The organism is Gemella haemolysans, from assembly GCF_001553035.1.
GTDB classification, from domain to species: Bacteria; Bacillota; Bacilli; order Staphylococcales; family Gemellaceae; genus Gemella; species Gemella haemolysans_B.
Genome location: NZ_KQ959924.1, coordinates 1 through 24,504 on the forward strand (window position 1 = coordinate 1; position 24,504 = coordinate 24,504).

Annotated in this window: 28 protein-coding genes, 1 tRNA gene, 1 pseudogene and 1 riboswitch; of the genes and pseudogenes, 18 read left to right on the plus strand and 12 right to left on the minus strand. The window is 30.9% G+C overall.

The window, feature by feature from the left end; genetic code table 11:
* Positions 1-106: 106 nt before the first annotated feature.
* The 7 genes from fni to HMPREF3186_RS00780 form a co-directional block, all read right to left on the minus strand.
* Positions 107-1,057, minus strand: coding sequence for a type 2 isopentenyl-diphosphate Delta-isomerase (gene fni / locus HMPREF3186_RS00750; protein ID WP_060913467.1), 951 nt, complete (start codon positions 1,055-1,057; stop codon positions 107-109).
* Positions 1,058-1,078: 21 nt separating this feature from the next.
* Complete coding sequence (locus HMPREF3186_RS00755) at positions 1,079-2,068, minus strand: mevalonate kinase family protein (protein ID WP_060913468.1); 990 nt, start codon at positions 2,066-2,068, stop codon at positions 1,079-1,081.
* On the minus strand, positions 2,035-2,946 hold the full coding sequence (gene mvaD / locus HMPREF3186_RS00760) for a diphosphomevalonate decarboxylase (RefSeq protein ID WP_060913469.1): 912 nt from the start codon (positions 2,944-2,946) through the stop codon (positions 2,035-2,037). The genes HMPREF3186_RS00755 and mvaD overlap by 34 nt, the downstream gene beginning before the upstream one ends.
* Positions 2,928-3,734 (minus strand): mevalonate kinase family protein, encoded by an 807-nt coding sequence (locus HMPREF3186_RS00765; RefSeq protein WP_060913470.1) that lies wholly within the window; start codon positions 3,732-3,734, stop codon positions 2,928-2,930. The genes mvaD and HMPREF3186_RS00765 overlap by 19 nt, the downstream gene beginning before the upstream one ends.
* 199 nt (positions 3,735-3,933) lie before the next feature.
* Positions 3,934-4,824, minus strand: coding sequence for a cation diffusion facilitator family transporter (locus HMPREF3186_RS00770; RefSeq protein ID WP_060913471.1), 891 nt, complete (start codon positions 4,822-4,824; stop codon positions 3,934-3,936).
* 149 nt (positions 4,825-4,973) lie between these two features.
* Positions 4,974-5,615, minus strand: a complete 642-nt coding sequence (locus HMPREF3186_RS00775) for a hypothetical protein (protein ID WP_060913472.1) — start codon at positions 5,613-5,615, stop codon at positions 4,974-4,976.
* A gap of 21 nt (positions 5,616-5,636) precedes the next feature.
* Positions 5,637-5,963 (minus strand): PadR family transcriptional regulator, encoded by a 327-nt coding sequence (locus tag HMPREF3186_RS00780; RefSeq protein ID WP_084812625.1) that lies wholly within the window; start codon positions 5,961-5,963, stop codon positions 5,637-5,639.
* A gap of 227 nt (positions 5,964-6,190) precedes the next feature.
* Here HMPREF3186_RS00780 and HMPREF3186_RS00785 point away from each other — a divergent pair, with 227 nt between their 5' ends.
* Positions 6,191-6,616, plus strand: coding sequence for an HD domain-containing protein (locus HMPREF3186_RS00785; RefSeq protein ID WP_060913473.1), 426 nt, complete (start codon positions 6,191-6,193; stop codon positions 6,614-6,616).
* Positions 6,617-6,690: 74 nt separating this feature from the next.
* Here HMPREF3186_RS00785 and HMPREF3186_RS00790 read toward each other — a convergent pair.
* Positions 6,691-6,774, minus strand: a tRNA-Leu gene (locus tag HMPREF3186_RS00790).
* A gap of 385 nt (positions 6,775-7,159) precedes the next feature.
* Between HMPREF3186_RS00790 and spxA the strand changes: the two genes are divergently transcribed.
* The 11 genes from spxA (at position 7,160) to HMPREF3186_RS00845 (ending at position 15,030) form a co-directional block, all read left to right on the plus strand.
* The gene (gene spxA / locus HMPREF3186_RS00795; RefSeq protein WP_004263567.1) at positions 7,160-7,558 is read left to right on the plus strand and encodes a transcriptional regulator SpxA; all 399 of its coding nucleotides are present in this window, start codon (positions 7,160-7,162) and stop codon (positions 7,556-7,558) included.
* Between the two features lie 129 nt (positions 7,559-7,687).
* Positions 7,688-8,566 carry a CvfB family protein gene (locus tag HMPREF3186_RS00800; RefSeq protein WP_060913474.1) on the plus strand — a complete coding sequence of 293 codons (879 nt, stop codon included), beginning with the start codon at positions 7,688-7,690 and terminating at the stop codon, positions 8,564-8,566.
* 4 nt (positions 8,567-8,570) lie between these two features.
* Positions 8,571-8,852 (plus strand): cupin domain-containing protein, encoded by a 282-nt coding sequence (locus tag HMPREF3186_RS00805; RefSeq protein ID WP_060913475.1) that lies wholly within the window; start codon positions 8,571-8,573, stop codon positions 8,850-8,852.
* A gap of 70 nt (positions 8,853-8,922) precedes the next feature.
* Positions 8,923-9,843 (plus strand): ribonuclease Z, encoded by a 921-nt coding sequence (gene rnz / locus HMPREF3186_RS00810; protein WP_060913476.1) that lies wholly within the window; start codon positions 8,923-8,925, stop codon positions 9,841-9,843.
* A 22-nt stretch (positions 9,844-9,865) separates the two neighbouring features.
* A complete protein-coding gene (locus HMPREF3186_RS00815) occupies positions 9,866-10,417 on the plus strand; it encodes an NUDIX hydrolase (protein WP_060913556.1) in 552 nt (183 codons plus the stop codon).
* A 3-nt stretch (positions 10,418-10,420) separates the two neighbouring features.
* Complete coding sequence (locus HMPREF3186_RS00820) at positions 10,421-10,867, plus strand: Fur family transcriptional regulator (protein ID WP_060913477.1); 447 nt, start codon at positions 10,421-10,423, stop codon at positions 10,865-10,867.
* A complete protein-coding gene (locus HMPREF3186_RS00825) occupies positions 10,867-11,325 on the plus strand; it encodes a DUF4064 domain-containing protein (RefSeq protein ID WP_060913478.1) in 459 nt (152 codons plus the stop codon). Before HMPREF3186_RS00820 ends, HMPREF3186_RS00825 begins: the two co-directional genes overlap by 1 nt.
* 120 nt (positions 11,326-11,445) lie before the next feature.
* The gene (locus tag HMPREF3186_RS00830) at positions 11,446-12,123 is read left to right on the plus strand and encodes a YggS family pyridoxal phosphate-dependent enzyme (protein WP_060913479.1); all 678 of its coding nucleotides are present in this window, start codon (positions 11,446-11,448) and stop codon (positions 12,121-12,123) included.
* Positions 12,124-12,145: 22 nt separating this feature from the next.
* Positions 12,146-12,844: a M48 family metallopeptidase gene (locus HMPREF3186_RS00835; protein WP_060913480.1), complete on the plus strand. Its 699-nt coding sequence runs from the start codon at positions 12,146-12,148 to the stop codon at positions 12,842-12,844.
* A gap of 217 nt (positions 12,845-13,061) precedes the next feature.
* Positions 13,062-14,330, plus strand: a complete 1,269-nt coding sequence (tig, locus tag HMPREF3186_RS00840) for a trigger factor (RefSeq protein ID WP_060913481.1) — start codon at positions 13,062-13,064, stop codon at positions 14,328-14,330.
* 79 nt (positions 14,331-14,409) lie between these two features.
* On the plus strand, positions 14,410-15,030 hold the full coding sequence (locus HMPREF3186_RS00845; protein WP_060913482.1) for a DNA alkylation repair protein: 621 nt from the start codon (positions 14,410-14,412) through the stop codon (positions 15,028-15,030).
* 850 nt (positions 15,031-15,880) lie between these two features.
* Here the strand turns inward: HMPREF3186_RS00845 and HMPREF3186_RS00850 are convergent.
* Complete coding sequence (locus tag HMPREF3186_RS00850; RefSeq protein WP_060913483.1) at positions 15,881-16,204, minus strand: thioredoxin family protein; 324 nt, start codon at positions 16,202-16,204, stop codon at positions 15,881-15,883.
* Between the two features lie 213 nt (positions 16,205-16,417).
* Positions 16,418-16,553: riboswitch (Lysine riboswitch) on the plus strand.
* A gap of 95 nt (positions 16,554-16,648) precedes the next feature.
* Between HMPREF3186_RS00850 and lysA the strand changes: the two genes are divergently transcribed.
* The 6 genes from lysA (at position 16,649) to alr (ending at position 23,004) form a co-directional block, all read left to right on the plus strand.
* Entirely contained in the window at positions 16,649-17,941 is a 1,293-nt protein-coding gene (lysA, locus tag HMPREF3186_RS00855) for a diaminopimelate decarboxylase (RefSeq protein ID WP_060913484.1), read from the plus strand.
* Between the two features lie 70 nt (positions 17,942-18,011).
* Positions 18,012-18,902 carry a 4-hydroxy-tetrahydrodipicolinate synthase gene (gene dapA, locus HMPREF3186_RS00860; RefSeq protein ID WP_060913485.1) on the plus strand — a complete coding sequence of 297 codons (891 nt, stop codon included), beginning with the start codon at positions 18,012-18,014 and terminating at the stop codon, positions 18,900-18,902.
* A 2-nt stretch (positions 18,903-18,904) separates the two neighbouring features.
* Entirely contained in the window at positions 18,905-19,648 is a 744-nt protein-coding gene (gene dapB, locus HMPREF3186_RS00865) for a 4-hydroxy-tetrahydrodipicolinate reductase (protein ID WP_060913486.1), read from the plus strand.
* A 193-nt stretch (positions 19,649-19,841) separates the two neighbouring features.
* Entirely contained in the window at positions 19,842-20,543 is a 702-nt protein-coding gene (gene dapD, locus HMPREF3186_RS00870; protein ID WP_060913487.1) for a 2,3,4,5-tetrahydropyridine-2,6-dicarboxylate N-acetyltransferase, read from the plus strand.
* A 17-nt stretch (positions 20,544-20,560) separates the two neighbouring features.
* Positions 20,561-21,718: a M20 metallopeptidase family protein gene (locus tag HMPREF3186_RS00875; protein ID WP_060913488.1), complete on the plus strand. Its 1,158-nt coding sequence runs from the start codon at positions 20,561-20,563 to the stop codon at positions 21,716-21,718.
* Positions 21,719-21,930: 212 nt separating this feature from the next.
* Positions 21,931-23,004, plus strand: coding sequence for an alanine racemase (gene alr / locus HMPREF3186_RS00880; RefSeq protein ID WP_060913489.1), 1,074 nt, complete (start codon positions 21,931-21,933; stop codon positions 23,002-23,004).
* 199 nt (positions 23,005-23,203) lie between these two features.
* On the opposite strand, the gene HMPREF3186_RS00885 is transcribed toward alr, so the two are convergent.
* The 3 genes and pseudogenes from HMPREF3186_RS00885 to HMPREF3186_RS09600 all read right to left on the minus strand — a co-directional run.
* Positions 23,204-23,704 carry a universal stress protein gene (locus tag HMPREF3186_RS00885; protein ID WP_060913490.1) on the minus strand — a complete coding sequence of 167 codons (501 nt, stop codon included), beginning with the start codon at positions 23,702-23,704 and terminating at the stop codon, positions 23,204-23,206.
* 178 nt (positions 23,705-23,882) lie between these two features.
* The gene (locus tag HMPREF3186_RS09595) at positions 23,883-24,107 is read right to left on the minus strand and encodes an immunoglobulin-like domain-containing protein (RefSeq protein WP_419865823.1); all 225 of its coding nucleotides are present in this window, start codon (positions 24,105-24,107) and stop codon (positions 23,883-23,885) included.
* A 12-nt stretch (positions 24,108-24,119) separates the two neighbouring features.
* Positions 24,120-24,434: pseudogene (locus tag HMPREF3186_RS09600) on the minus strand (DUF5011 domain-containing protein); the annotation flags it as partial.
* Positions 24,435-24,504 lie beyond the last annotated feature (70 nt).

Sequence of the window (24,504 nt, forward strand, 5' to 3'; positions counted from 1 at the left end):
GAGTTTTCATATACACTTTGTTAAAATTTAGGTCTTTTGGATCAGCCCCAAAGAAATATAGTATAAATTAAAATAAGATTCCATCCAAAAGGACGGAATCTTATTTTTAAAATTCTATTTTTCTTATTTTTTTATCTAATTCAGAGATATTTCTAGCATTCATTAAGATCATTAAGAATTTAACTTCTTTTTTCCATTTTTCAATTTCTTGAATTAAAGCATCTTTTCCTTCGCTTAAAAGAATTTCTAAGAATATTTTAGAAATACCAACTGCTTTAGCACCTAAAGCTAGACACTTAACAACATCAAGTGGATTTCGAATACCACCACTTGCGATAATATCAATTTTATCTTTATAGGCATAGGCTGTCTCTAGGCTTTCTGCCGTAGTATAACCAATTCCTTCTAGGTAAGTTGATTTATCAGTTCTTCGTCCATTTTCGATTCTTGCGAAGTTTGTTCCGCCCATTCCACTGATGTCTACAGCAGGGATATTTAAGTCGATGGCTAGTTTAATAGTAGCTTCATTCATACCAAAACCTGTTTCCTTTAAGATTACAGGAATAGGAGATTTAGAGCTGACTTCTTTTAGGTTAGCGTACCAACTTTCGAAATTATGATCTCCTTCTGGCATAACAATTTCTTGAAGAGGATTAGTATGAAGTTGAATGTATTTTGCTTGTGATTTTTCGATTGCTTTTAAAACAAGTTTTGGATCTTTATCTAAGCCTAAGTTTACTGAATATCCTTTTGGATAAGCTTCTTCGTCCTCTTTACTCTTAAGAGCAGGAGAGTATGATCCTGGAAAAAATTTAATTCCACATTTTTCACTAACTTCCATAAAGTCTTGATTAATCTTATTACAATCTTCCCCGCCAGCAGTAATGGCATTTATGAAGAATGGAAATTCCCAACGGTCACCACAAACTGATGTAGAAGTATCAACATCGTCTAATCCGAATAGGGGGATACTGTTGTAATCAATTGCGTATGAGTCTAAGCTAGTTACTTTTGTTTTATCAGCAAGTGCCAATCTGATATGGTCTTTTTTTCTCATAATTAATCCTTTCTTAATATATTATAATTTTTCTAAGTTCAGTTGTAGCTGATACTTATCGTTATTTTTTTCAAATCCTAATACAATGTCACCACTACCTGAACCACTTTGCTTACCAGCCGAATGATTTTCAATATAGTTTTTCATTGTTTTTGTTTCCATAGGTATTTTTGAGAAACTTTCTAAATAAAGTAGATTTTCTCTAAGCTTTCGTATTGTATTTAAAGCAGATGTAGCATCTGTTTCTTCTAAATTCTCTTTTAAAGTTTTCACTAGCGTATTAGAAGTTTCAACAAAAACTCTAAATTCTTCTTTGTAGTTGTCTTTATGTTTTTTCCAAAGTTTTACGTGCTCTTTCGTATCTACAGCTTCACCTGTCCAACGTGCTAGTATGCTTAAATCAGCTTTTGGATAAACTTTCTCAATACGAAGACCATCCCAATCTGTATTTATTATTTCTTTAACAGACTTGTCTTGACGTATCATATTATTAACGAATTCAGCATTGAATTTCTCGTAATATGTAATACCGTCATTAATGCTTGCAGCAACGTCCCCCATAGATCCACTTAGATTATGTTTTATATTGAATAGGGCAACTAGCTTGAAAATAGTTAAATCGTTATAAGATACATTTTCAAATGATAATATAGCACGGGCTATAGCCACAAGTACGGCACCAGAAGAACCTAAACCGTATTTTTTATCGTCATTGTGAAGTTCATTATAAATAGTAAGAGAAAATGTTTTATTACAACTTGTATATTCTGTTAAAAATAGAATAAATTTTTGAACAAGAGTGAAGTTACTATTCTCTTCATGAAGGCCAACAGAAGTTTTATTTATAGTATCGAAGATAGTAGTCTCATTACTGTTTTCTACAAATACTGTAATTTTTTTAGGAACACTTGTTATTAGTGCAGAAGCGTAATCCTCTAAAATCGCATATTCTCCAGCGAGATAGAGTTTACCATAGGCTACTCCATGCATAAAATGATTTTTTTCTTCCATAATTTTGAAATTTCCTCATATAATTTGTCTTGGTCTTCCCTTAAGTAAAGTACTTTCACATTCGGACCAGCATCCATTGTGAAGTAACATTTATAACCTTTAGAACGTAGTTCTTTTACAATATCCATCGCTATATGACTCTCTTCTGTTAAGAATGAGAAGCTAGGAGTAGATGTAGAAGTAGTACCATGCATAGCTAAAGCATTACTTTCTGTAATTTCTCCAATTTTTTCAAAATCAGCATCTTTTAAAGCTTCTTTCATTAATACGAAATCACTTTTAGCTTTTTCCACCCAAGCATCGAATGTTGTTGATGTTTGAACGCAACGTTCCATAGCAACACGGCTAGAAATTTTCTTTCTATCCTCGTTAACTACAAGAACCATCATTCCAAAATCTAAAGAACATTCTAATTCTTCAACACTTCCATCTTCAAGCCATGCAGCAAGTTTATAGAAACTTCGGCAAGATGAACCAGAACCTTCTTTAGCTATTTCAACTAATTCTTTAGTAGTTTTGTTTAATTTAAAATATTCATTACAAGCAAGAACTAAAGCCATAGTACCACTAGAACTTGAAGAAAGTCCTGCAGCAGTTGGTACAGTATTATAACTTCTAATAGTTATAGCTTCACGATTAGTTGGTGTGAATTTAGAGATGAACTTAATCATTTTATCTACTTCTTCTTGACTTTGTTTTTCGTCATTGATATAAAATTCATCAATATTATTATCATTTTTTTCGATTTTTGTTTTTGATAAAAGATTGTCTAATCTTAAAGAAATATTAGGATTATAAGGTAAGACAGGATCTTTAGATTTTTTTCCCCAGTACTTTACTAGGGCAATATTAGCATAACCTAAACTGTAACTATCCATGATGAATATCCTTTCTCTTTTAATGCATTTTGAATTTCTAATGCATTTTCTTTTGTTTTGCTAAGACTAATGCAACATCCACCAGCACCACCACCAGTTAGTTTAGCACCGACTGCATTATTATTTTTACAAATTTCTACAACCTCATCGTTACTAGCGTGACTTACCCCAAGCTTTTGTAATAAGTCGTGGGCTTTGTACATGTATTGTCCGACAAGATCGATGTCTTTATTTTTTAATGGTTCGATTACTGAATCAGTGATTTCACCTAATTCAGCAATATATTTTTCATATTTATTATAATTATCAGCTATATGTTTTAGAGTTTCTTTAGTAATTCCAATAACACCTGTATCGATAATTAGTAAATAACTATTTAAGTCAAAATCTAATTCACTAGCTCCTTCTTTTTTAGAAAATAAAAGGGGAGTATCACTAAGTACTTGATTAACATCTATACCACTTGGATTGCCGTGAATAAATTTTTCACATTTATTTGCAATTTCTCTTACATTTGGGAGTTTTTTAGCACGTGCAATAGCGATACTTAGAGCAGCAGAAGATCCTAGCCCACGTCCAACTGGAATAGTGCTAGTTATATTAATTTTTGTTTTTTTATCAATTCCACATGTATCAGCGATAAAACTTAAAATTTCATCACGTTGTTGAATTGTCTCTGTGTCTTCTAATGTAACTTCGACGTTCATCTGAGGAAGGGGAATAGTTATTCCTTTATATCCATAAACGACGGCATGTTCACCGAAGAATATTGCTTTTGCGTGTGTCATAAATTTAAAAACTCCAATTTTTATTTAAGTATTATTTTAAGCTATTTAATTAAAAAATAACTAAGACTAAAAATACTTTTATATGTACAATAATTATACTTTTAGTATTAGTTTTTGTCAAACGTACGAACAATAAAAAAGATGAAATTATACTTGAAATAACAGGTGTTATAGTGAGTATAATTTCATCAAAATATATTTAATATGTATGACATGGAATACCATGTGGTTCTAAGTGTACTAAAGTTTCACAATAATAGAATTCTTTAGAGAGTGCTTTTTCAATATTAACAGTAATATCGTGACTTTGTTTAACATTTAAAGAAGGGTCAACTGTAACCGTAATGTCGATAAAATATAATAAGCCATGAGTTCTACCTTTCGTATCGACTATAGAAGTTACACCGTTGATGTCATTTACAATATTATTAACCTTGTCTATCACTTCAGTATCGACACCATCGGTAAGAACATGTGTAGATTCTTTAAAAATGCTAACTGATGTGTAAATAATAAGTGATCCAACTATAATTGCGACTACTGAATCAGCTATTGGAATACCGATATATGTAGCAATAATACCGATTAATGTACCTATAGAAACAAGGGCATCACTTAGATTGTCAAGTGCGGCAGCTTTAAGTGACTTGCTACCGATTTTTTTAGCAAGGCGAATATTATAGAAATAAACACCAAGCATAATTACACTAGCTATAAATGCTACAACTGCAGAAAGTATGCTAGGTTGTTCAATCGTTCCTGAAATGATTTTTTTTATCGCGTATATTACTACTTCAATTCCAGCGTATAGCATAATGAATGAAGCTATTAATGTCGATATAAGCTCGGCTCTGAAGTGACCATAAAGGTGATCTTCATCTGCTGGTTTTCTAGAAATTTTCAAACCGATTAGGACACAAACTGATGAAATTACATCGGTAGCATTGTTAATACCATCGGCAACAAGTGCGGATGATTTAAAAAATATACCAGCGCCAAGTTTTAATACTGTAAGTAGCAAATATGATAAAATACTAAGTTTAGCACCTTGTTCGGCATGTTTTAATTTATCAAAAATTGAGTTATTCATGGCTTCTCTCCTAAAATAATGTTTTACTATTATAACAGGTTTAAAAAAATTATTCAATAGAAAAAATGTTATTTTTAAATTAAAATTATTTCTCTTAGGTGAACTTTTATAAAAATTAGCTCGACAAATAGAATAGTCGAGCTAGTTTACTATATCTTTTTAGAATAGTATTTTTTAAAAGTTAAAAAAATGTATATGCAAGAAAGTGCACTAAAAATTCCAAATAAGTATAAGAAGTTACTTGATACTGTTACTTCTAGAGAAAGATACTCTGGAAGTAGCTTTAATTTATTTAGAATAGGTATTAGAATAAAAGAAATCTCAAATATAATTAACGAAGAAATATGTATAAACCATTTATTTTTCTCTGTTTTTTTATAAATTGGTAGGTATAAGCATAATACCAATAATGTTATAGATAATAGTGTTAAAACTGGTTGGATAGTTCTAGAAAATACAGATGGTATTAAAGAACTAATAATTAATATTAAAAGATAAACTAGAGAAAACCTGAATATTTTCACTTTGTTTTCTTTTGGAAGTTCTACAAGTATTGATGAAGATAATTTGTTTATATCATTTCCAAAAACATCGGTAAAACTTTTTCCTTGTTTTTGATATAGTATTAAATCTTGTAATATTTCTAGCAATTCAATTTCTAGTTCTGATTCTTTTTTTGTATTATTTTTTATCCGACAAGCAACTAAAAGTTCTTCATAATATTTCTTATTATCTTTATTAAGTTGTGATCTAAGTTTGTTATTTTGTTTCATTAAATCAGTGATGTTCATAATAATTTCTCCCTGTGGGCGTTATTTATTTTCTAAAATTTTTGTTATTGTAGTACTTATATTTCCCCATACATTTTTAAATGAGTTTATATACTCTTCACCATTTTTGGTAATTGAATAATATTTTCTAGGAGGTCCAGAGGTACTCTCCTTTAAGTAACTAGTGACCATATGCTCCTTTTCTAATTTTAAAAGTAGAGGATAGATAGTTCCTTGGGCAACCATATCGAGCCCATAATTGGAAAGTTGCTCAGTTATTTCGTAGCCGTACATTTCTTTATTTTTTATTAGCTGTAAAATACATGCTTCTAATGTACCTTTTAGTATTTGGGAAGTGTTTATCTCCATTCTGTAACTCCTTTCTTAAGTCTCTATTTATTAATAAAAAAAGTTATTGATTTACGCTATCTTGTTATACATAATACTATCATAAACAGGTTATCTTGTAAAGCAAAATAGTTAAATGAAATAACTGCTGAGTATATAGTTGAATAGAGGTTTTATAACAAAGAATTGTTTGACAATTCATGTTATTATGGTTTGACTAACAAAATAGGTGAGTATATAATAAAAATATGAAACCATTTCAAAGTGAAAAAGCCTATGAAATAGCTAAAAAAGCCCACTTAGGACAAGTCGATAAAGCTGGAGAAGCTTATATAAAACATCCTGAAAAGGTGGCTAGTTTTGTAAAAACAGATGAAGAAAAAGCAGTAGCATATCTTCATGATATTATTGAAGATACAGAACTAACATTAGAAGATTTGGGTGAGTATGGCTTTTCTAAAGAAGTTATAGAAGCAGTTGATATTATAACTAAAAAGAGGGGAGAAGACTATCAAAGTTATTTAAATTCAGTAAAGAAAAATAAACTTGCTAGAGCAGTGAAATTAGCAGACTTACGTCATAATTCAGACTTAACAAGATTAGCGAAAGTCACTGAAAAAGATATAAAGAGAAAAGAAAAATATCAAAAAGCTATTGATTTTTTAAATTCTTAGAGGGTGGTAGTTATTAATAATTAGGTATTTACATATAAAAAAGACAAGGCTTAAAAACCTTGTCTTAATCATTATACCAGCAGCCGGGGTCGAACCGGCACGATGTTGCCATCGCTGGATTTTGAGTCCAGTGCGTCTGCCAATTCCGCCATGCTGGCATAATTATATAATATCATACATGAAAGTCATTGTCAATTTAGTTAAGTTGATAAAAAAAATTTAGAAATTATCGATAATATTTAATTTAAATTTTAATTACAAAGTTTATAATAAGATAGTAAGACTATGTAAAGTAGTAATAGAGTGTATTATTATATGATTTATTTTAACTAATCAAATATAAAAATGTAAGGGTAGAACATAAAGGTTGTGTCTACAAGGATAGTCAACTGTAAAACAATGTAAAATAAGTGTTTTTAGTTGACAAATTAAAATATTTTTTCAATAGTATATTGTAAAACTATAATATATGTAGTATAATTATAGGAGTATATAGAATTATAAAAATATTAATGTTATTTTTATAAAGGAGTGTGAGTGCTGGTGGTAGTTACGTTGTTTACATCGCCAAGTTGTACTTCTTGTAGAAAAGCGAAAGCTTGGCTTATTGAAAATGGAATAGACTTTGTGGAAAGAAATATTTTTTCAGAAGCTCTGACAACAAATGAGATTAAAGACATTTTGTCTATCACGGAGCACGGAACAGAAGATATAATCTCATTCAGATCGAAAACTTTCCAAAAATTGAATTTGGATATTGAAAGTATGTCAATTCAAGAATTATATAAAGTTATTCAAGATAATCCGGGAATGCTTAGAAGACCTATCATTGTTGATGATAAGAGATTACAAGTTGGGTATAATGAAGATGAAATAAGAAGATTCCTTCCAAAGGAAATAAGAGTAAATCAATTAAAACAAATAAAAAATATGGTTAAGTAAGTACGCCCTGATACTACTTTTTCCGATTAATTTAAAGGTTGATATTAGGTATCAACCTTTTTTTATGAGATGAAATTTAGTAACAATGCTGTAAGAAGTTATACAATAAATAAAAGAAAGAGGTACTTGATGGAAAGAGAAGATATAAAATTTATTACTGGAGAAATCCATTTTTTAGAGCTAGTAGAAAAGAAAAGTTCATCATTAGTTTTTAAAGGACCGAATGAAGAAGAAATTAGCTGTAATGAATCTGACGTAGAAAGTTTAGATGATTACGAAATTGGAGAAGAATATTCAATGTTCGTATACCCTTCACGTAGTGGGAAATTATTCGCAACACCTAATATTCCAGAAGTTACGGTTGGAGATTATTCGTTTAGTAAAGTAGTAAAAGTAGAGGAAGATCGAGTAGGTCTTGATATTGGATTTTCTCGTGAAATTCCGCTTTTAGGTGAAGATTTACCAAAATTAAGAAGTGTTTGGCCTAAAGAAGGTGATGAACTATTTATTACTTTACGTCGTGATTTTAGTGGACAATTATTTGCACGTTTAGCAACAGAAACAATAGTAGCATCGCTTTATTCGAAAGCAACTAGAAATATGAAAAATAAAGATATAGAAGCTTATCCATATCGTTTAATGCGAGTTGGGACATTCCTATTAACAAAAGACGGTTATAAAGTGTTTGTACATGAAAGTGAACGTGAAAAAGAACCACGTTTAGGAGAAAAAGTTACTCTGCGTGTTATTGGTGTTAAAGATAACGGAGAAATTAATGGTTCATTCTTACCTCGAGCTCATGAAAGAATGGATGCTGATGGTCAAGCTATCATGGATTACATTGAAAATAACGGGTATTGTGAGTTTACAGATAAATCAGATCCAGAAGAAATTAAAGCAGTGTTTGGAATGAGTAAGGGAAGTTTCAAACGTGCCGTAGGAAGACTGTTCAAGAATAAATTAATTATGATTGAAGAAGACGGGTTATATAAACGTAAAGGAAGATAAGATTATGAAAAAAGTAAAATTAGATAAAAATGCACTATTAGGTGGTATTATATTAGAAAATGATAAATATCAAGTGGTACATATGAATCTAAAAGTAGGGAATCAAACAGACTCATATAGCAATGATAAAAATATTTTATTATTGAATATTAGCGGAAAGATTACAGTTTCTTTTGAAGAAGAGGTTGAGACTGTAAATGAATTTGAACTATTAGAAATTCCAGCAGGGGTAGAGCATGTAATAACTTGCTTACAAGATGCACAGATTTTTGTAGTAAAACTATAACTTACATAAGGTGGCTTAAATGGAATATCTTTTTAGGCCACCATTATTAATTTTAAAGTAGAGGAATACGATGGAAGTACAATTTTTAGGAACAGGAGCTGGGCTTCCTGCAAAATTTAGAAATACACAGAGTTTTGTGTTTAACTTTATGCAAGAACTAAAAGAGTGTTGGATGTTTGACTGTGGAGAGGCGACTCAACATCAGATTTTAAAAACAAACATTAAGCCAACCAAAATAACTAAAATTTTTATTAGCCATCTTCATGCTGATCATGTATTAGGGTTAATTGGTTTTTTATCTTCTAGAAGTTTTCTTTTAGATACGAATGCTTCAAAGGTTACTATTTATGGGCCAGTAGGGATTAAAGATTTTATAGAAAAGAACATGATGTTCACACATTGTTCACTTTCTTATAGCGTGGAATATATTGAAATTTCTAGTGAACAGTGTATAATAGATAATAAAACTGTTACTGTTTTTAGCTATCCATTAGCCCATAATGTTGAATGTTTTGGGTATAAAATTATATTTAAAAAACAAAAAGGGAGCTTAGATGTAGATAAGTTAAGAGAATTAGGAATTATGCCAGGGCCTTTTTATAGAGAAATAAAGGAATCAGATACTTTCGAATTTAATGGTAAGGTGTATAATTCAAGTGAATTTTTATCTGAAGATAAACCTGGAAAAGAAATCTCGATTATACCAGATACAAGATACTTTGAAGGATTGGATGAATTTGTTAAAAATAGTAATATTATTATTACAGAGTGCACCTACTTATTAAAAGAAGATGCACATCACGCGAGAAAAAATTATCATTTGAGCATACTAGATGTTGAGAAGATGATAGAAAATAGTAAGGTTGAAAATTTATTTTTAACACATATTAGTGCAAGATACGATAGAAATATTGAAAAAGATGCTGTAGAGTCGCTATGCGATAAATGTAGTGTGAAGATTGCACATGATCTAGAAGAATATACTTTGTAAAGAGATGGAGGAAATTATGAAAATAGATTTAGAAGAAAAAACTATTGAAGTAGAGAAAATATTCGAAGGTAAAGTTCTTGATTTAGAAGTACATACTGTTACTTTGCCAAACGGAGAAACTTCAACACGTGAACTGATAAATCATAGAGGGGCAGTGGCAATATTAGCCTTAACAAAAGACGATGAGGTTATTCTGGTTGAGCAGTATAGAAAAGCTATCGAAGCTGTAACTTTAGAAATTCCTGCAGGTAAATTAGAGCCTGGAGAAGATAATAAGAAATTAGCCGCTATTCGTGAATTACAAGAAGAAACAGGATATGTGGTTGAAGAAGAGAAACTAGAAATGCTATGTGACGTGCATGTAGCTCTTGGTTATAGTTCAGAATTGATCACTATATATTATGTTGATAATTTAGAGTATGCTGGAGAACAGAATCCAGATGATGATGAATTCATTAATTTACGAAAATACAAAATTGAAGAAGCATTCAAACTTTTAGATGATAATGTTATAACTGATAGTAAGACTATGCTTGCATTATCTTACTTAAAAAATAGGAAAGGTGCAAAATAATATATGACTATTTATGATGAGATAATTAAAATAATTCAACAATCACCATATAAACTAACACCTCAAAGGGAAAAAATTGTTGAGATTTTAGTAGAAAATGATGAACAGCACCTTAGTGCTGAAGAATTATACTTTATTTTAAAAGAGAAAACACCAGATATCGGTATTGCTACAGTTTATAGAACTTTAGATATTTTCTATGAATTAAAAATCTTAGAGAAAATTTCTTTCAGTAATGGTGTTTCTAAATATCATTTAAGACAATCTGTTGATGATGAACTACACCATCATTTAATTTGTACTAACTGTAATAATATAGAGAAAGTATCAAATCCTATATTTAACAAACTTATTGAATATATGAAGAAAGAATATTCATTTGAAGTTCAGGACAACTCTCTATCATTTTATGGTACTTGCGCTAAGTGTAAGGATAAAGGTGGAAATTAATGCATTTTGACAAATTAGAGAAGATATTATTACTTATCTCTAGTGTAGTTTATGTAGTATACATCGGGTTTGTTGGAGGTATGATCAATCTGTTTCGAGAGTATGTAGGAAATGAGTATTTAAGAACTAAAATTGTTGATCAGATTCGTGAACAAACGCGCCTTACTCAAGATAGTGCTAATGTCTCTACAAAAGATATGCATTTTATCTTTCAAATTATGGGACAACTTGCATGGTTATACTTTGCACTTTTAGTAGTTTTATTTTTACTATTGCTTTTTGTGATTTTTAAAAAGGGAATAAATCACAATATAGTGGCATTTCTTTTTTTAGTGTACAGTATATTACTATTAATCTTTAGTTTAGGTATATTATTTATTAGTTGTATAATATACTCCTTCTTAGGGTTAAGAATAATATTAATACGAAATTCAGAAAAATATAAGCGTGAAGCATAATTTCCGAGGAATTCAGTTTCTTCGGATTTTTTTATTAGTTTCACTAATTTATAACAAAATAATAAGCATCATGTTATAATAAAATTAGAAAGAGTTTAAAGAAAATAAGTAGGAGAGAAAATGAACGTTAGAGAAAATTTTGAGACAATAACAAGAGAAATAGTGGAAACTTGTAAACAAGTAGGAAGAAATGCTGATGAAGTGAAGTTAATAGCGGTAACTAAATATGTTACTGATACTAGAGTTGAAGAGGCGATAGAAGCTGGAATTATTGATTTTGCTGAAAATCGTCCACAAAATTATGTTGAAAGAAAGGGTAAATATTCTGATAAGACTTGGCATCTAATCGGAAGTTTACAAACACGAAAAGTACGTGATGTAATTAATGAGGTTGATTATTTCCACGCATTAGATAGAGATAGCTTAGTTAAAGAAATCGAAAAACGTGCAGAAAAAGAAATTAAATGTTTTGTACAGGTGAATGTTTCTGGAGAGGAGAGTAAACATGGTTTAACTTCAGAAGAAGCCATTGACTTTATTAAATCATTGGAACAATATTCAAAAATAAAAGTTGTTGGACTTATGACTATGGCACCTTTTGTTGAAGATGAAGAAATACTACGTAATTGCTTTAGAAGATTAAGACAGTTACGTGATGAAGTAAAAGGGTTGAATTTACCATATGCATCATGTGAGTTTTTATCTATGGGCATGAGTAACGACTATAAAATTGCAATTGAAGAAGGTGCGACTCATATAAGAGTTGGTACTGCATTGGTAGGTTGTGAGTTAAAATAATAAAATATAGAGGAGGGGTAGCATGCAAAGAGTAATAACTGTAGATGATTTAATCGTCACTGTTAAATACAGAAGAAAAATGAAAAACATCTATTTAAAAGTTGAAAAAAATGCTGATATAGTAGTGAGTGCCCCTCCAAGAACACCTAACTATATCATAAAAGAACTTGTTCAAGAAAATATAGATGAGATAAAACTTAGAAGAACAAATATCTTGAAGAATGGTCATACTGTTAAAAACTATGTAACAGGTGAAAAACATTATGTTTTCGGGAAAGAATTAACTTTAGAAGTTAGATTGGGAGATAAAAATAAGGTAACTCTTTCTAATGATAAGTTAATTCTAAGTGTTAAAGATAAATACCAAGATAGAGAACAAATAGTAATGAGGGAACTTAGAAAGATTGTTTATAATAAATGCTTGAAGTTTCTTAGTAAGTATGAAAAGATTATGAATGTTCATGCTGAACAACTTAGAATTAAAAAGATGAAAACACGTTGGGGAACATGTAATATCGAAGCGAAAAGAATCTGGATAAACTACGAACTTGTAAAATATCCAATAGAGTGTTTGGAACATACTATTGTTCACGAACTTACTCACTTGTTAGAAACAAATCACACACCGAGATTTTATACATTGTTAGGAAAATACTATCCTAATTACAGAGAAAATGATAAATTGATAAAAGAATTTAGTAAACAACTAATTGGTAGATAAAAAGTATAGAAGTATTACAATTTTTTTGAAATTTATTATTAAATGAGAGTGGGTTAAATAATTTTTTGAAACTATTTAACTTACTCTTAAAAACAATAATTTGAATATGTAACGATTGACTTTTTACGCTATTTACTATATAATTAATCAAGAGTTTTTAGTATTTTTATACTAACATTTTTGATGATACTTAAAAGTATTTTTGGAGGAAAAATAAATGTCACAAATTTTAAATAAAGAAGATGGAAAAGTAGTTATCGCTTTTTCAGCAACAAAAGAAGAATTTGCGAAAGGATTAGACCAAGCATTCAAACGTGCAGTTAAACGTGTTAATGCACCTGGATTCAGAAAAGGTAAATTACCAAGAGCCGTATTCAACAAAATGTACGGTGAAGAAGCATTATTCCAAGATGCAGTAGATTTTGTATTACCAGCAGCTTATACAAAAGCTATCGATGAATTAGAAGTTTCACCATTAGCTATGCCTGATATCGATGTTAAAGAAATCAGCAAAGAAGAAGGTGTTAAATTCGAAGCAGTTGTTACTGTTAAACCAAACGTTGAATTAGGTGAATACAAAAACCTTGGATTAGAAAAAGAATCAGTAGAAGTTACAGATGCTGATGTAGAAGAAAGATTAGATAGCTTATTAAGCCGTCAAGCTGAATGGCAAATCAAAGAAGGAGAATCTAAAAAAGGTGATATCGTAGTTATCGACTTTAAAGGATTCATCGGAGACGAAGCTTTTGAAGGTGGAGAAGCTAAAGGTTACGAATTAGAATTAGGTTCAGGTTCATTCATCCCTGGATTCGAAGAACAATTAGAAGGAAAAGTTGCACCAGTTGACACAGAAGTTAACGTAACATTCCCAGAAAACTACCAAGTAGCTGACCTTGCAGGTAAAGCAGCTAAATTCGAAGTTACAGTTCACGATGTAAAAGAAAAAGTTTTACCAGAATTAACTGACGAATTCGTTAAAGAATTTTCTAAAGAAGCAGCTTCAACTGTAGCTGAATACAAAGAAAAATTAAAAGAAGAAATCAAATTAGAAAAAGAAAACTTAGCAGAAAAATCTTACTCTGATAAAGTAATTTCTACAGCTGTAGAAAACGCAAAAGTTTCTGTACCAGAAAAATTAGTAGAACAAGAAGTTAACTCTATGTTCGAACAATTCACTGGAAACTTATCTCGTCAAGGATTATCATTCGACTTATATGAGCAATTCACTGGAAAAGGTGAAGCTGATCTTAAAGCAGAAATGAAATCAGACGCTGAAAACAAAATCAAAACTTCATTCGTACTAGGTGAAATCGCTGAAGTAGAAAAAGTTGAAGTAACAGAAGCTGACATCGATGCAGAAGTTAAAGAACTTGCTACTATGTACAACATGACTGAAGAAGGAATCAAACAACGTATTAGTGTTGAAGACTTACGTGGTGAGTTAGTAATCCAAAAAACTGTTGATTTCTTAAAAGCTAACAACTAATTTTAGCAAATCATCCTTAAGCATATAGAGTGACTAACATTCTATATGCTTTTTTATGATAATAAGGTGGTGACATTAGTTGAACGAATATATTAAAAGCCTAGAACAAGAATTTTCTCTAATAAAGAGCGGATTTAAGGAAGAAGAGAAGAGAGCCTTGGCTGATTATAAAAATAACGATAGAGCTTACATTAAGAAGTTGGCTTTCTTATCATACGAATCAAAAGTATACCAAGTTAGAATGTACGGTGTGTTTCTTTTCGGATATTTATCAAATGATAGCGAGATTCTAACTTTTATGAGGGATGAAGTATCTAAAGATGATAATTGGAGAGTGCAAGAGGTACTTGCGAAAGCATTCGATGAATATTGTAAAAATAAAGGTTATGAAAATTCAATCTCTGTAATTGATGAGTGGCTAAGGTCTGATAATCCTAATACGAGAAGAGCTGTTACAGAAGGATTAAGGATATGGACTAGTAGACCATATTTCAAAGAAAATCCGCAAGAAGCAATAAAAAGAATAGCCCCATTAAAAGAAGATACTAGTGAATATGTAAGAAAATCAGTAGGAAATGCATTAAGGGATATAAGTAGAAAATTCCCAGAGTTAATAAAAGAAGAATTAAAAACTTGGAAATTAGAAACTAAGGAAATCAAACAAGTATACAAACTAGCAAGTAGGTTTGTTGTGGTGTAAGTATGATAAGATAAAGTAGTAAAAGGGTACTGTACTCAAAAAGTTAGACAAAATTTTGTTCTTAGTCAAATTTGGTTAATTATAAAAGGTTAATTTCCAGATAAAAACTAGTTTTAAAGTAAATTTCAGTATGTTTACTTTAACTGAAATTTACTTTGGGAATTAATGTAATAATTTTACTATATCCTATCCTTCAAATTAATTGACAAGGAGAAAATGAATGTGTTAGAATGTACTTAAGTGAATTGGATGAATATATTCACATATAAACACGAAAAGCAACTGAAATGCGGATTCAGTTGCTTTTTTATATGTACTATCACACTCATTTTAGTAAGCTAATATATATTCATACATGAAGTGACACATGTACGTCGTGCCTAAATACGACTACTTCTTCTTGTTGTTTTTATCATTTAGGAAATAAAAATATTCTATAAATAGGAGAATAACACCTACTAATAGCCCAACAAGGATTTGGATGAATATATCAACCATATAAACACCTCCCTTCCGGGCAAGTAGCCTACTTTTATTATAGCATTACAAATCTCATCAGAAAAGATATTTTTATAATATTTAGAATTAAAATTATATTTTTAAGATTATGTAAATAAAAGATAAAAGGTGATTCGAAATCTCCAAATTTTAAATAATTATATGAGAGTTCATAACCGCAGTGTTTTTTGATATCTAAATTCGCTTTATAAAAGCTTTTTAGAAATCTAATAAACTGTGTGGGATTAACATCTCTTTTTTATGTTACTATTTTATTTGACTCATAGTACAATGATAACAGATAAGAAGTCCCGAATTCCGTAGGAGCTCGGTGATTTCTTATCTTTCTTTTTTATTTTATCTGTTCACTTACAGCACTTATTTTGTCTAGAATCTCATCCAAGCTAAAGTAGCCACTTTTTTGAATAGATAGTCTTCCTTCGATATATACTTCTACAGTTGGTGCTGAAAGAATGCCTCGCTGTGCAGCAATTTCCATATTTTCTTCTAGTGAAATATAGTATGTTGGAATATCTTTGTGATCTTCTTGCCACGTAGTAATTCTGTTTTTTATTGAGTGACATGGCATACATGTGGCACTTCCGTATTGAATAATCGCTATGTCATTGTCACTAATAATTTTATTTAAGTTGTCGTTTTTTGAGAAGTCAATCATATTTTATCTTCCTTTTGTTATTTTAGTAAGAAGCAGTGAAGTTTGCCGTCTTCTTTTAATATGTGTATATTATAGTTGTTTTAAAAGTTAATTACAACTATTATTAATTGTGTATATACATGGTGCAAAAATAGAATATTATAAAAATTTTCTGAAAACTATTGACAATAATTTTAAAACGTGATATCATTTTTATAACGTAAATAGATAAGTATTATAAAAAGAGGCCGCGATGACTAATTTAAAAGGTAGCATCGCCGAAGTGATTAAATTCACTGGGGTTATGTCGAATAGGCATAACACTGTCATTAGAAAATGCCCATTTTCTTCATGGTGAGCTTTTTATAATAAGGGCAAGAGGAATAGGATAGAATTATAAGCTAGACTACAAGGACCTTTTGTTCTTGTAGTCTATTTTTTATAACTTATTTGAAGGAGAAAGTAATGAGATTATTTGATGGTATGACGGTAGAAAATGGTGAACTGAATATTTCAGGAGTTGGAGTAAGTGAGTTAAAAGCTCAATATGGTACACCACTTTATGTTTATGATGAAAATATGTTAGTGAACCAATGTAGAACTTTTATTAATAATTTTAAAAGTTCGAAGTTCAATACAGAAGTTCTTTACGCATCGAAAGCTTTTAGTTGTTTAGAGGTATTAAGAATCGCGAGTAGAGAGGGCTTAGGTGTTGATGTGGTTTCACTTGGTGAGATTCATACGGCATACAAAGCTGGTTATGATATGAAACGAGCTTATTTCCACGGAAATAATAAAACTCGTGAAGAATTACAATATGCTCTTGAAGTTGGAGTAGGAACTATCGTTATAGATAACGACTATGAATATGAAATGATTAATGAAATCGTAAGAGAGAGTGGAAATACTGTAGATGTACTTCTAAGAATTAATACTGGTATCGATGCTCATACTCATGAATATATCAAAACAGCAAAAGATGATTCAAAATTTGGTTATTCAGTATATGATGAGTCGATTTATGATTTAATCACAGATATTAATAAACAAAGCAATCTTAACTTCGTAGGATTCCATTCACACATCGGTTCACAAATTTTTGAGAAAACTTCATTTTTCGAAGCTGTAAAAGTGGTTATGGAATTTACTAGAAGAGTTCAAGAAAGATTAGGTTTAGCTATAAGTGTTCTTAACCTAGGTGGAGGTTTTGGAGTTTATTATACTCAAGAAGATAGCCCTTTTGAACTTGCTGAGTTTTTAAGAGAGTATATCGAAGTGGTTGAACGTGAAAGTGATAATTTTGGCTTAGATCTAACTAAGGTAGTTATTGAACCTGGTAGAAGTTTAACATGTAACGCAGGTAGCACATTATACAGTGTTGGTGGAGTTAAGAAAACTTTTGCTGGTCGTGAATACGTGTTTGTTGATGGAGGTATGGCAGATAATCCTCGTTATGCATTATATAAAGCAAAATATGAGGCTATGCTAGCAAACAAGATGAATGAAGAAGCAGATACAACTTATACAGTTGCTGGTAAATGCTGTGAGTCTGGAGATATGCTAGTAATGGATGCGAATTTACCTAAAGCTGAGCAAGGTGACTTACTATTAGTATCATCGACTGGAGCATATAACTATAGTATGAGTAGTAACTACAATAGATTACCGAAGTTACCAGTAGTATTTGTAAAAGACGGAACTAGCCGCCTAGTAGTAAAAGGTGAGACTTTAGAAGATTTAATTAGACAAGACGTTTAATTCAAAAAATAAAATAAAAAATATTATTAAAAATACACAAAAATAACATAGATATGAGGAGAACAAGATTATGACAATTTATACAGGAAGCGGAGTAGCAATAGTAACACCATTTTTAGAGGATGGAAGTGTAGATTATGATACGTTTGGAGAGTTAATCGAATTTCAAATTAGTGAAGGAACAGACGCGATTATCGTAGCGGGAACTACTGGTGAGAGTTCAACTATGCCTGATGATGAACAAGTAGCGGTTATTAAATTCGCTATTGATAGAGTAGCAGGACGAGTGCCAGTTATCGCAGGTAGTGGGGTTAACGATACGGCTCACTCAATTAGATTAAGCCAAGAGATTGAAAAATTAGGACCAGATGCATTATTAGTAGTAACACCATACTACATCAAAACTAGTCAACAAGGTTTAATCGAGCACTTTGAAGCAATTGCTAATAGTGTTGATTTACCAATCGTACTTTATAATGTACCAGGAAGAACTGGACAAGTTATGGCGCCTGAGACTATTTTACACTTATCTCAACACAAAAACATCGTGGCATATAAAGATGCTGTAGGTGACATCGCTCATACTTTAGCAGTTAGAAACTTAGTAGGTGAGAAAATTGATATTTACTCAGGAAATGACGATATTAATGTACCGATTATTTTAGCGGGTGGTAAAGGAACAATTTCTGTTTTAGCTAACGTTTATCCAAAAGCTACGCACTTAATGTGTAAATATGCTTTAGAAAGACAAGTGGATAAAGCTTTCGCTCTTCAACTTAAATATTTAGACTTCATCCACATGTTATTTGCTGAACCAAACCCAATGCCAGTTAAAAAATGTGTAGAATTAATTGGAAAATCAGCTTGTCATTACCGTCTACCTATGACACACGTTGCTCCAACATTAGCAACAAGATTAGAGCAAGAGATTGCAAGACTTAATTCACTACAAGGAGAGTAAAAATGAGAGTTTTATTAAGCGGTTATAATGGAACGATGGGACAAGTTCTAAAAAACTATATTCAAGATAGTACTGATTTAGAAATTGTTGCAGGAGTAGGGCGAGAATTATTAGAAGAGAAATTTCCAACTTATACTTCATATAAAGGTTTAGAGAAGGTTGCTGATGTGATTATTGATTTTTCTCATCACGCAGGGACTGCATCTCTAGTTGAATATGCTAAACGTACAGCAACGAAGGTTGTAATAGCGACAACTGGTCATACTACAGAAGAATTAGAATTAATCGATGAACTAGCAACTCATGTTGGAGTAGTTTACGCTGGGAATTACAGCCTAGGAGTAAATGTCTTAGTCGAGTTAGTGAAAAAAGCTAGTGAGTTATTACTAGGATATGATATAGAAGTTATTGAAAAACACCACAATAAAAAAGTTGATGCACCTAGTGGAACTGCAAAAATGTTAGTAGATGCGGTTAAAGACGTAGAAGATTATAATAGAGTCTATGGTCGTCATGGAGATATGAAACGCCAAGAAAAAGAGATTGGAATTCATGCAGTTCGTGGTGGAACTATAGTAGGCGAACATGAAGTGATTTTTGCTGGTGAGGATGAGGTAATTGAAATTAAACATACAGCATTAAGTAAAAAAATGTTCGCAAAAGGATCTGTTACAGCTGCACAGTGGCTTAACAGTGTTGAAGAACCTAGATTATATTCTATGAAAGATGTACTAGGTATAGAATAATAAAGTCAGAAGCGACTCAAAGTTATACTATAAGATGTTTTATTGAGTCCTCCTTATGAAGTTTATAGAAATATTCATAAGTAGAGTGGTTGGTATACCACTTAAATTAAAAATACTATAATAAAGTTAGATTGACATATGTAAAAATTAAATATAAAATAGAAAAAAATCATATAGATAATAGGAGAAAGAAATGAAATCAACAGAAGAGATTATTAAATTTATAGCAACATCTAAAAAGAAAACACCTGTAAAAGTTTACGTTAATTTTAACGCTGAAGTAGAATTTCCAGAAACATTAGAAGTTTATGGTGAAGGAAACTCAAAAGTTATTTTTGCGGATTTCGCTGATTGGGTGGAATTTTACGAAGCTAACAAAGCTCTTGTAGTAAATCACCGTGTGGAAAATGATCGACGTAATAGTGGTGTACCGATGATCGATTTAACTCAGTTTAACGCTCGTATCGAACCAGGATGTTCAATTCGTGAACATGTTAGTATCGGAGATAACGCGGTTATTATGATGGGGGCTGTTATTAACATCGGGGCAAAAATTGGGAAAAACACTATGATTGATATGAATGCTATTTTAGGTGGACGTGCTGAAGTTGGGGAAAATTCTCATGTTGGTGCTGGATCTGTATTATCAGGAGTTATTGAACCAGCTAATGCAACGCCAGTACGTGTAGGGAACAATGTTCTTATCGGTGCTAATGCGGTAGTATTAGAAGGTGTACAAATCGGAGATAATGCCGTTGTTGCAGCTGGAAGTGTAGTAACAAAAGATGTAGCTAGTGGTGATGTTGTAGCGGGAGTACCGGCACGAGTAATTAAAACACGTAGTGAAGTTGCAGAAGAAAAAGTAGACATTATTGCAGAATTAAGAAACTTATAATAAAGTAGGAAGAAAAGATGAAAGTAATTACTGAAGAGAATTTAACATCATGGCGTAGACATTTGCACCAAAATCCAGAGTTATCTTTGGAAGAGTATAAAACAAAAGAATTTATTGCTAGTGTTTTAAAAGAATACGATATAGAATATCAAGAAGCGCTTGAGACAGGATTAGTAGTGATTTTTAAAGCTAGTATGGAAACTAAAGATACGATTTTATTTAGAGCTGATATTGATGCACTTCCTATTTCAGAGGAAAATGATGTTGATTTTAAATCAAATAATGATGGCGTAATGCACGCGTGTGGTCATGATGGACATACGACTATGCTTTTAGGAAGTGTTATAGAAGCGGCTGATTATTACAAAAATAATACTACAAAGGTAAATAGTATTTTTGTATTCCAACCTGCTGAAGAAACTTTCGGCGGTGGAAATTTATTAATCAATGATTTTGATTTTTCACCTTATAATATTGTAGCAAGTTATGCCCTGCATATGAATCCAGATTATCCTGAAGGTCATATTGTTTCTAAACCAAAAGAAATTATGGCCAGTGCTAATGAATATAGAATTTATATTAAAGGACGTGCGGCGCATGTTGGTTTGAAAAATACTGGAATCGATGCTCTTAATGTAGCTACAATGTTCTTCCAGGAGATGTTAAAGCTTAATGCATTGCATACTAAAGCACGTAATACTAACATTATTCATATCGGTAAAATGTACGGTGGGGATGCGATGAATGTCGTTGCTGAGAATGCATATCTGGAAGGAACGATTAGAACATACAGTATGGAAGATTTAGCGACAATTAAAGCTGCGATTGAAAATACACGTGTAGGACTTGAGCATCTTACTGGTGCAAGTATTCGTGTTGATTTTGCTGAAGGATATCCAGCGGTAATTAATGATGAAGCTCCTTATCAAGTAATTAGAGAAGTTATAGAAAAAGAAAATATCGACTATATTGAGTTAGAGGAAGCTTATCTGTATGGAGAAGATTTCTCATTCTTCAGTAGGCTTTCTCCTATAAACTATAGCTTTTTAGGTTTGAGAAACGAAGAGAAAAACTATGTTTCAGGACTGCATACACCAACTTTCAACTTCGATGAAAAAATATTAAAAGTAGGGGTTCAATATTATCTTGGTATATTGAGATACTATAATAAATAACTTTGTAATATAAAATAGAAGTTAACCCAAAAGTTCAAAACTTTTAAAAAGTTTATATGAGAACTCATGAATGTAGTGGTTTATTGATATCTAAATTCGCTTTATGTTAACTTTTTAGATATCTAATAAACTTTGTAGGAGTGACTTAACAAAATCGATTTCTCAAAATCACGATTTTTGAGTCACTTCCTTTTATCTAAGAAAGGATCTTTATGGCAATAATTGAGTTAAATTATAATAATATAAGACAAAATGCTATTAATTTAAAAGAACAGGCACAGGATATAATAGCTGTAGTTAAAAATAATGCGTATAATTTAGATTTACGAGAGTGTGTAAAATTATACTCAGAAGTAGGAATTAATTATTTTGCTACGACAAAAAAAGAAGAGTGCAAGATAATAAGAGAAACACTTGGTGAGAATGCTAATATTTTTCTTTTAAATCCAACTTATGACTTTGCATTAGCAAGAGAATACAATATCGAGATAAATATAGCGAGTCTTGAATATTTAAAAGAAAATATTGAAAGACTGAAAGATTTAACGTTGCAGTTGGAATTTGCGGGTAGTATGAGACGTGCAGGAGCAAGAAATCTGGAAGAAGTGCTAGAAATTATAAATTTCTGCAAAGAAAACAAACTAAAATTAAAAGGATTTTGGTCTCATTTTTCATTTGCAGATGAGTTTGATGGTTTCTATGAAAAAGAAAAAGAGTTAGTATTAAATGTTCTTGATAAAGTGCAAAAAGATTATGATTTTGAAGTAGTCCACTTGCAAAATAGTGCCTCATTTTTACGTGATGGTTCATTTGAAAAAACAACTCACCAGAGATTAGGTATAATTCTTTATGGAGCTATGCCATATAATATCAAGGAAAATCCAGTAGCTCTTAAGAATTTAGTTATTAAAAACCCTATTACCGTTTATGGTGAAATAATTAATATAGTAACGTTAAATAAAGGTGAATGCATAGGATATTCTAATTCGTATATAGCTGATGACGATAAGAAAGTAGGGGTCGTTAATATTGGTTATGGAGATGGAATACTGAGAGATAGATTAAAAGGAAAAACTTGTATAATTAATGGAAAAGATAGAAGTATTTATTCGACTATGATGAGTCACTTAGTTGTAGAAATAGGTGAAGAAGAACAAATAGGTGATAGAGTTTATATTTATGATGCTAAACAACAGCTCCATGACTATACTAAGTATTTCGGACCGAATTCTGTTCAACTTGCTGCATTGAATTATAATAGTTTGAAAGTGAAGAAGATATACTAAAAATAATGAGAATGATTCGAAAAGATCGATTTCTTAGAAATCGTGATTTTTGACTCACTCTCTTTTTTTGTTTGTGAATTTTATAAAGAAATAAAAGAAAGAAATGACTCATGAAATGCATGTGTCATTTCTTTTAAAAAAGGAAAAATTTTAAATGAATTTAAATTAACAAACATTAATCTAAATATATTAGAGATACTTATTTTTCTTGTTCTTCTTGGAATTTTTTAGCAATTTCCGCTTCAAAATCTTGAGGGATAGAACTTTGTTTAATTACGATTACGTCAGATTTAGCATATCTAACGATACCTTCAGAAACTGATCCCATAAGCATACGTTTGAATCCAGTTAATCCTGAAGAACCACAAACTACAAGGTCGATACCTTTTTCATCAACGATGTCTTCACTAAGAACAATTTTTGGAATACCTTGTTCAACAATGCCGAATACTTTTGTTAGCCCAGCTTCTTTAGCAGCGTCCGCATAACTATCAACTAATTCTTTAGTACGTTTGTAGAATGAGTTGAAAATATATGGATCTGATAAACCAGAAGTTGCGATTGTCGCATCAATTACAGACGCGATATATAACTCTGCATCCTCATTTCTTAATGCTATAGCTACAGCATTTGTAAATGCCCACTCAGCTTGTTTAGAACCGTCCACTGCGACTAAAATTTTAGAATATTTGTTTTCCATGATCAGAACCTCCGACTTCTATTTCTTTACTTATATTATATCACATTTACAAAAAAAGTAAACGCTATTTTCATGAAAACAGTATTAATTTTTAAAAATAAAGCTAAGAAAACCTATAGGACTATACAACTTTGTATTTTCCTATAGGTTTAATCTTTTATAAATTTATGAATATTGATTATACGTTTTCATCAACCACAGTGATAAGGCGTTTTCTTTTGTGCTCTTTATCATCAATTGTTACTTTATATACTAATTCGTATGTTCCTGGTTTAGTATTATCTACTTCACCTTCGATAATAAGATCGTCAAGATAAGATTTTCCGGCCTTACGAGCAATGATTCCTTCTTTACCTAAATCAACCTCTTCCCCTACTTTAATAGTGACATTTTCAGGAATAATAAAGTAGAAAGTACGCTCAAGACGACGTTCAAGACGTTTTCTGTATTTTTCTTCATCTTCAGCACTCATGCGGTCTCTAAGTTTTTCATCAACTAAAGGCATTAGTTCAACTTCAGTATCAGCAATACAGATTCTACTATTAACAAGTGTGAAAGTTTGTGTTCTTCCAGGTCCACAATAAGATTGACAACCTATGATGAATTCAGCATTAGGTGCTTTCTTTTTCAATTTTGGGATTAAAGTTTTAAGATTAACACCAAGACAATCATCGCATAATCTAAATGTTACTTTATCTTCAGTAACAACATTTTTATCATTTTGAGCCATAATTTATCCTTTCATATTTTATTTATTTTAAACTAAGACTTATTATATCACATATTTCTTATAAATAACA

What these genes read in the sequence shown, in the direction of transcription:
- HMPREF3186_RS00775 (WP_060913472.1), bottom strand. Translation starts at nt 5,615, where the DNA reads ATGAACATCACTGATTTAATGAAACAAAATAACAAACTTAGATCACAA.
- HMPREF3186_RS00850 (WP_060913483.1), bottom strand. Translation starts at nt 16,204, where the DNA reads ATGATTGACTTCTCAAAAAACGACAACTTAAATAAAATTATTAGTGAC.
- HMPREF3186_RS00765 (WP_060913470.1), bottom strand. Translation starts at nt 3,734, where the DNA reads ATGACACACGCAAAAGCAATATTCTTCGGTGAACATGCCGTCGTTTAT.
- HMPREF3186_RS00820 (WP_060913477.1), top strand. Translation starts at nt 10,421, where the DNA reads ATGACTATTTATGATGAGATAATTAAAATAATTCAACAATCACCATAT.
- HMPREF3186_RS00805 (WP_060913475.1), top strand. Translation starts at nt 8,571, where the DNA reads ATGAAAAAAGTAAAATTAGATAAAAATGCACTATTAGGTGGTATTATA.
- HMPREF3186_RS00825 (WP_060913478.1), top strand. Translation starts at nt 10,867, where the DNA reads ATGCATTTTGACAAATTAGAGAAGATATTATTACTTATCTCTAGTGTA.
- HMPREF3186_RS00885 (WP_060913490.1), bottom strand. Translation starts at nt 23,704, where the DNA reads ATGGAAAACAAATATTCTAAAATTTTAGTCGCAGTGGACGGTTCTAAA.
- HMPREF3186_RS00785 (WP_060913473.1), top strand. Translation starts at nt 6,191, where the DNA reads ATGAAACCATTTCAAAGTGAAAAAGCCTATGAAATAGCTAAAAAAGCC.
- lysA (WP_060913484.1), top strand. Translation starts at nt 16,649, where the DNA reads ATGAGATTATTTGATGGTATGACGGTAGAAAATGGTGAACTGAATATT.
- HMPREF3186_RS00755 (WP_060913468.1), bottom strand. Translation starts at nt 2,068, where the DNA reads ATGGAAGAAAAAAATCATTTTATGCATGGAGTAGCCTATGGTAAACTC.
- mvaD (WP_060913469.1), bottom strand. Translation starts at nt 2,946, where the DNA reads ATGGATAGTTACAGTTTAGGTTATGCTAATATTGCCCTAGTAAAGTAC.
- HMPREF3186_RS00780 (WP_084812625.1), bottom strand. Translation starts at nt 5,963, where the DNA reads ATGGAGATAAACACTTCCCAAATACTAAAAGGTACATTAGAAGCATGT.
- fni (WP_060913467.1), bottom strand. Translation starts at nt 1,057, where the DNA reads ATGAGAAAAAAAGACCATATCAGATTGGCACTTGCTGATAAAACAAAA.
- rnz (WP_060913476.1), top strand. Translation starts at nt 8,923, where the DNA reads ATGGAAGTACAATTTTTAGGAACAGGAGCTGGGCTTCCTGCAAAATTT.
- dapD (WP_060913487.1), top strand. Translation starts at nt 19,842, where the DNA reads ATGAAATCAACAGAAGAGATTATTAAATTTATAGCAACATCTAAAAAG.
- HMPREF3186_RS00830 (WP_060913479.1), top strand. Translation starts at nt 11,446, where the DNA reads ATGAACGTTAGAGAAAATTTTGAGACAATAACAAGAGAAATAGTGGAA.
- dapB (WP_060913486.1), top strand. Translation starts at nt 18,905, where the DNA reads ATGAGAGTTTTATTAAGCGGTTATAATGGAACGATGGGACAAGTTCTA.
- tig (WP_060913481.1), top strand. Translation starts at nt 13,062, where the DNA reads ATGTCACAAATTTTAAATAAAGAAGATGGAAAAGTAGTTATCGCTTTT.
- HMPREF3186_RS00770 (WP_060913471.1), bottom strand. Translation starts at nt 4,824, where the DNA reads ATGAATAACTCAATTTTTGATAAATTAAAACATGCCGAACAAGGTGCT.
- HMPREF3186_RS00875 (WP_060913488.1), top strand. Translation starts at nt 20,561, where the DNA reads ATGAAAGTAATTACTGAAGAGAATTTAACATCATGGCGTAGACATTTG.
- dapA (WP_060913485.1), top strand. Translation starts at nt 18,012, where the DNA reads ATGACAATTTATACAGGAAGCGGAGTAGCAATAGTAACACCATTTTTA.
- alr (WP_060913489.1), top strand. Translation starts at nt 21,931, where the DNA reads ATGGCAATAATTGAGTTAAATTATAATAATATAAGACAAAATGCTATT.
- HMPREF3186_RS00835 (WP_060913480.1), top strand. Translation starts at nt 12,146, where the DNA reads ATGCAAAGAGTAATAACTGTAGATGATTTAATCGTCACTGTTAAATAC.
- HMPREF3186_RS00800 (WP_060913474.1), top strand. Translation starts at nt 7,688, where the DNA reads ATGGAAAGAGAAGATATAAAATTTATTACTGGAGAAATCCATTTTTTA.